This is a genomic window from Leucobacter sp. UCD-THU (genome assembly GCF_000349545.1).
Lineage (GTDB): Bacteria > Actinomycetota > Actinomycetes > Actinomycetales > Microbacteriaceae > Leucobacter > Leucobacter muris.
The window spans coordinates 262,734-268,755 of record NZ_KB714604.1 but is presented as its reverse complement, the minus strand read 5'-3'; the positions used below and the strand labels follow the sequence as shown (position 1 = coordinate 268,755).

Annotated in this window: 4 protein-coding genes and 1 pseudogene; 1 reads left to right on the top strand and 4 read right to left on the bottom strand. The window is 70.2% G+C overall.

What is annotated here, in order from left to right; translation table 11 throughout:
* A pseudogene (locus H490_RS28695) lies at positions 1-413 on the top strand (recombinase RecQ); the annotation flags it as partial.
* An 84-nt stretch (positions 414-497) separates the two neighbouring features.
* Here the strand turns inward: H490_RS28695 and H490_RS28690 are convergent.
* From H490_RS28690 to H490_RS28675, 4 genes are read right to left on the bottom strand one after another with little or no spacing between them, the layout of a single operon-like run.
* Positions 498-1,505: an Fpg/Nei family DNA glycosylase gene (locus H490_RS28690; RefSeq protein WP_017884966.1), complete on the bottom strand. Its 1,008-nt coding sequence runs from the start codon at positions 1,503-1,505 to the stop codon at positions 498-500.
* A 3-nt stretch (positions 1,506-1,508) separates the two neighbouring features.
* Positions 1,509-2,000, bottom strand: a complete 492-nt coding sequence (locus H490_RS28685) for a ribose-5-phosphate isomerase (RefSeq protein ID WP_017884965.1) — start codon at positions 1,998-2,000, stop codon at positions 1,509-1,511.
* Complete coding sequence (locus tag H490_RS28680) at positions 1,978-3,372, bottom strand: MFS transporter (RefSeq protein ID WP_017884964.1); 1,395 nt, start codon at positions 3,370-3,372, stop codon at positions 1,978-1,980. Before H490_RS28680 ends, H490_RS28685 begins: the two co-directional genes overlap by 23 nt.
* Positions 3,373-3,374: 2 nt before the next feature.
* Entirely contained in the window at positions 3,375-6,020 is a 2,646-nt protein-coding gene (locus tag H490_RS28675; RefSeq protein WP_017884963.1) for a LuxR C-terminal-related transcriptional regulator, read from the bottom strand.
* Between the last annotated feature and the right edge of the window lie 2 nt (positions 6,021-6,022).

The following is a 6,022-nucleotide window of genomic DNA, read 5'->3' as shown; positions in this document are numbered from 1 at the left end:
CGAAAAAAGACCGACTGCTGGAGGGGGTGATCGCCACCCTGCGCGACTGGCCCTGGGAGACGCGTCCCGTGGGTGTCGTCGCGATGCCCTCGCTCACTCGGCCGCAGCTCGTCGGCAGCACGGCTGCGGCGATCGCGCAGCGCGGGCGCCTCCCGCTGCTCGGCTCCCTCGACGTCGACCCGGCCGTTCCGGTCGCCGGCCCGGGCGGTAACAGCGCCTTCAGGCTGGCGTCGGTGTGGGGTCGCTTCGCCGTCGGCCCGCAGCTCGCCGAGACCCTGGCGCAGGCGCCCGGCCCCATCCTGCTCGTCGACGACCTGGTCGACAGCCGCTGGACCGTGACCGTCGCGGCGCGGGCCCTGCGCGCGGCGGGTGCGCCGGCCGTGCTCCCGTTCGCACTCGCCAGCGTGGGGTGAGGGCTCGCGACGTTCTCGGCGCAGCGCGAGGCGAGGCGCTCAGCGAGCGGTCGAGCGCTCAGCGAGCGGGCAGCGGATAAGCGGTCAGAGCTGGCAGCCGGGACACCAGTAGAGCTTGCGAGCGCCGAACTCCTCGAGCACGATGTTCGTTCCGCACCGCTTGCAGGGCGTGCCCTCGAGCTTGTACACCCAGTGCCGCTCGTCGCGCTCGGCGAGCGCCCGCCGGTAGTCGTCGCCCTCGAGCCCGTCGATCGTGATCATCTGACCGACGGTGATGCCGATCTCGAGCAGGTGGGCCCAGTCGTCCCAGAGATCCTCGAGCACCGCAGGATCCAGCGTGTTCGCCGGGGTGTGCGGGTTCAGGCGCGCGCGGAACAGCATCTCGGCCCGGTACACGTTGCCGATGCCGGCGATGATCGACTGGTCCATCAGCACGAGGCCGATCGGGGTCTTCTTCTTGCGGGCGCGTGTCACGAAGCGCTCGCGCTCCTCGGGCGTGTTCGCGTTCGCGGGGTCCGGGCCCAGCTTCTGGACCACGGCGTCGACCTCGGCGGGGGTCAGCACCTCGCAGGCGGTCGGCCCGCGCAGGTCGGCGCACACCGTCTCGTTGAGCAGCCGCACCCGCACCTGCCCGACGGGATCGGGCGGGAACGCGCCGTTCGTAGCCTCCGCTCGATCGCGTTCCGCCATGTGCACGCGCGCTACGCGCGACCGCCGGGGTGCACCGATCGACGCGACCGAATCTTCGCCGGCGCTGTCCACCGGGGTGTCGACCACCCCGGCCATGCCGGTCTGCCCGAGCCGGCCGCGGCCGAACTTGGTCGTGTGGATCTGGATGGCGGGATCGATCGCGACCTCGCCCGCGAAGTCCCACGCGCCGTAGATGCCGAGGTGCACGCGCAGCCAGTGGTCGCCCTCGAATTCGAGGAACATCTGCTTGCCCACGGCGCGAGCGTCGGTCATCTCGCGCCCGCTCAGCAGTGCCGCGCCCTGTGCGAAGCGGCCCTGCGGGCTCGTGACCTCGGGTGCGGTGCCCACGAAGTTCACTCCGAACTGGCGCGCGATGCGATGTACGCTGTGCCCCTCAGGCATGGTTCACAGTTCGTCGACCTGCTTGCCGGCGATCTCGCCGGTGCGCTCGTACTCGCCGAGCTGGCCGATGCGGCGCACGTGGCGTTCGTCGCCCGTGAAGGGCGTGTCGATGAACAGATCGATGAAGCGGATCGCGTCGGCCACTTCGTGCTGGCGCGCGCCGATGGAGATGACGTTGGCGTTGTTGTGCTCGCGCGCGAGCTGCGCGGTCGACTCGTTCCACACCAGCGCGGCGCGGATTCCCTCGACCTTGTTCGCTGCCATCTGCTCGCCGTTGCCCGAGCCGCCGAACACCACACCCAGCGCCTCGACTCCGTCGCGCTCGTCGCGCGCGACGCCGACCGCCGCATTGATGCAGAACGACGGGTAGTCGTCGAGCGCATCGTATTGCTCGGGCCCGTGGTCGATGACCTCGAACCCACGATCGCGCAGGTGCTGCTGCAACTGCTGGCTGAATTCGAGTCCGGCGTGATCAGTGGCGACGTGAATGCGCATGGGCACCATCGTACCGTTCCCCGCCGCCCGGAACTGCCCGTCCGGGCTCCGCGTTCCGCGCAGCCCGCCGAGGGACCGCAGTGACGATGAGGATCATCGCTCCCCACGCCGCCGGAAGGCCGCCGAGGACGAGGATCATCGCGGTGTATCCCCCGTCCGTGGCCCGGAATGCTCCGAGTAGGGCGAGCCCCAGCAGGGGCCCTACGAACTGACCGAGCGCCCCGGCAGCGCTGAACGCCCCGATGAACCGCCCAGCGCGGTGCCGCGGCACCCCCTCGAGCGCCGTCACCAACAGCGTGGAGGCGTTCACAGCGACGGCTGCTCCCGTGAGGAGAGCCGCGATCGCGAGCGAGCCGAGGGTGATCCCGAAAGCGCGCGCGCCGATGGATCCGGCGAGCAGCGCTGCCGCGAGGAGCAGCGCTGCGGCCCCTGTCCCGAACAGCCGCGGTCGCAGGAACAGCAGCAGGGCGACGGAGAGGAGGCCGAACAGTCCGGCTGCCAGCACGAGGGCGCTGCTGCGCACAGCATCCGGTCCATGAACGCCGAGGCGGTGCTCAAGATCGAGCGGGTGGAACGTCAGGAACGCTGCGAGCACTGCAGTGGAGGCGACTTGCACGACCAGCACTGTCCAGCCCGGGAGGGATCGGGCCTGGCGAAGCGATGCGGACGCCGGAGTTGCCCGGGGCTCAGGGGACGCAGTCTGGGTCGCGGCTTCCGCGATCCGCGCGTGCGGATCGTCCTCGCGCGCGCGCAGGAAGGCTCGACGCCGCGCGAGTAGCACCGAAAGGGGAAGCAGCACGCCCGCGGCGGCGAAGCCGAAGGTGATGTGCCAGGCGGATCCGGGCAGAGCGATGAGCAACAAGATCGGGATCAGCGCACCGAGGTAGCCGCTCATCACCATGACGACGGATCCGCGGCGTCGGTACGATTCCGCGACTGAGGCGAGCATGGAGCGCAGGACCGCCATCGAACCCGAGTACCCGAACTGAGCGAGTCCCCACCCGCAGATGAGCGCGGGCACCGCTTCTCCGGCCGCGAGCACGAGACCAAGTGTGCCGATCACCGAGGCGATGAGCGCCCAGCACCACTTCCCCGGCCGAGGCACCAGATCGGTGAGCGCGCCGAAGCCAAGCGCACCGACGACCGCGCAGAGCGCGCCGACGGCCACGACGACCGCCACGATCCGGGGAGCCTCGGCGGCTCCCACCAGCGCCGAGGCTCGCTGTGCGAGGCCTCCGACCACGAGCGGAGCAAGCGCTGCGAGGAGTAGGAGCTTCGCGATGTTGACCTCGACGGCAGTGCGGCGCGAGCCGTTCCGACCGCCCAACGGGCCGACCTCGGCCCGGCCGTCTCGGCGCTCACGATCACCCATCCCTAGTTACCGCGGAAAGCCGCCCGAGGCAGATCCGGGTCACCGCCGTCTCCTTCGAACATCCCCGCCTCGATCGCCATCCGGACCGCTTCCTCACGGCTGTTCACGCCGAGCTTCCGGTATGCCCGCCTGATGTGGGACTTCACGGTGTCGGTGCTCAAAAACAACGCCTGAGCAGCCGCCGGAACCGTCCCGTGCCGCACCGTTGCCGCGAGGGCGCGCAGTTCCGCGGCCGACAGCGCGCGGATCTCATCGCCGACACCGGCTGCGGTCCCCGTCGGCTCCACCCACCCGGCGAGTGACGGCGCAAGCTCTGCGAGCCTATGCAGAGCATCGTCCGTGACCGCGAGCCGAGGCAGGCTGAGGCCGTGCTCACGCATGAGTCCGGCCGCGGCATTCGCGCTATCCGATGCAGACCCGGAATCACCGTTTCGACGCTCGGCTTCGGCCTGCACGAGCAGGAGCTCGGTTCTTCTGCGGGGAGCGCCGGCGAGCCCAGGCTCGCGCTGCAGGGCTGCGACGATCATGCGGGCGGCAGCGTCATCTCCCCGGCTCAGGGCCGCGTACGCGCTGCCGAGGTCAGCGCTGCTCGGCTTCGAACCGCGAACGACCATCCCGGCCCGCCACTGCAGTCGAGCCCGAAACTCGGCCAGCATGCGGCGGTGAGCGGGCAGCGTCGCAAATCGCCTCCGCCGCTGCTGGAGGCGCCACTCGAACGAGTCGAGTGCGGATCGCGAGCCGGTGCGCTCCTCGAGCACGAGGGCGCGCAGCACCTCGAGGTACGGCCAGTGCTCGATGGTGGGCTCGTGCGGCACGAGCGCGTCGAGGTGATTCTCGGCGCGCTCCGGGTCGCCCGCCTCGAGCGCTTGCACAGCCGCCGCGATGCGGTACCCCGAACCCGTATAGGAGGTGCGCCAGCCCATCGGCGTCTCCTGGCTCTCGCACCGTTCGATCCGCTCCCCCAGCCGCAGCATCCAGCCGCGCCAGGCGTCGGAGAAGGCTCCGAGCGCGAGGGTGTGCACCTCGCCGAGCGGCGTCTCTTCCTCGTCGAAGTCGCACCGCAGCAGCACTCGTTCGACGTCGTCGAAGCGCGACGCGTGCAGATAGGTGACGGCGGCCTGGGTCGTGCCGGTCCAGAGCGGACGCTTCAATGTCATGCGCGTCGCTTCATCGAAATCCTCGATCGCGATCTCGAAGCGATCAGCCATGCGCAGCGCCAACTCCTGGTTACCGCTGAGGCGAGCCGCCACCATGCGCAGGGCTGATGCGACGGCTCCGGGCAGCCCCCGTTTCTCGGACTCCTCCGCGAGCCGCGAGCCTGTCAGCATCTTGAAGCCGTTGATCACCGTGTCGAATCGACCACGAGGGTACGCGAACTCATCGATCAGCGCGAACGCGGCGATCACCGGGTGCCGATCCCGTACCGCAGACGGAATATCCCGCAGCCACTTCTCGCCGACCAGATCCTCTCTTCGGCCCAGACGCTGAAAGCTGCGAGCCAGCAGCATGGGTTCCAGGAGGTCCCACGCCTCGGCCTGGAGCGCGGCGCGCACCGCCTGGAAGGGCCGGATCGGTTCGAAGACGACGGCGGCGCGGCGGTAGAGAGTGCGCAGACGTACGGCTCCGACTTCGATCTCCGCGCGTCGCCGCAGCTCCTCGCGGATCAGATCGTGGTGCCGGTACCAACGCGTGCCGTCGTCGCTCTCCCAGTATCCGAATCCGGTCTCCGACGACCCCTCGAGCATCTCGAGGGCCCGCTCCTCGTCGACCTGAAACATCCGGGCGACGACGCCGCTCGAGATCTCGTCGAAGAGCGCCGTTGCGCAGAGCACTTCCCGACCGTGCTCACCGGCGTGCGCGAGCATGCGGGAGACGTGATTCCGCACGAACACGCGATGGGCGGCGGCACCTCTTCCCGACTCGCGCTCGACGATCGCGGCGTGGGCGGCTAAGGGCCAGCCTCCGGAACCGCGCTCGATCGCGACCGCGAGGCGATCACGCGCTGCGCTGTCGAGCTCGGGCAGCCTGCGCGCCAGCAACGACGAGATCTCGTCGCGGCCGAACTGCAACTCCCTCGCCGTGATCTCCCTCACGGGGACACGCATGCGCGCGTCGATATCGACCAGCCGGGCATGTCTGGAGCGCGACGCGACGACGACGCTCAGCATCCGATGCGTCTCGAGCATCTCGAGCAGGTCGGCTTCGAAGGCGCCGTCGCCGACGAGATGCAGGTCATCGAGAACCAGCACGAGCCGCTCCGGGAACCCGCGCCCGACCGCGCGCATCGCCCGCGTCAGGGGCTCAACGCCCGCAGGCAGTTCCGAGCCCCGCATGCGTCCGAGCTCCGAATCCTCTGGTACGAGCCCGGAATCCACGAGCGCCTGCAGAATCGCCTGCCAGGCGCCCGCGGCGTCCGACCGGTCGGCGCCAAACCTCACCCAGACTGCCGGCGTGTCGCCACCGCTCAGCCGCACCGCGATCTGCGCGGCGGCGACGGACTTGCCCGCCCCGCTACCGCCCCAGCAGACCACGAGCGCCGGACCGCCTCGCAGCGCGGAGTCGATCACGCGCTCGCGCAGCAGCGGCTCGTACCTGCTGGTCGGAAAGTAGTGGGTGCGGTTCGCGGGCCCCGTCGGAACGGCGCTCACGC

What these genes read in the sequence shown, in the direction of transcription:
- H490_RS28690 (WP_017884966.1), bottom strand. Translation starts at nt 1,505, where the DNA reads ATGCCTGAGGGGCACAGCGTACATCGCATCGCGCGCCAGTTCGGAGTG.
- H490_RS28685 (WP_017884965.1), bottom strand. Translation starts at nt 2,000, where the DNA reads ATGCGCATTCACGTCGCCACTGATCACGCCGGACTCGAATTCAGCCAG.
- H490_RS28680 (WP_017884964.1), bottom strand. Translation starts at nt 3,372, where the DNA reads ATGGGTGATCGTGAGCGCCGAGACGGCCGGGCCGAGGTCGGCCCGTTG.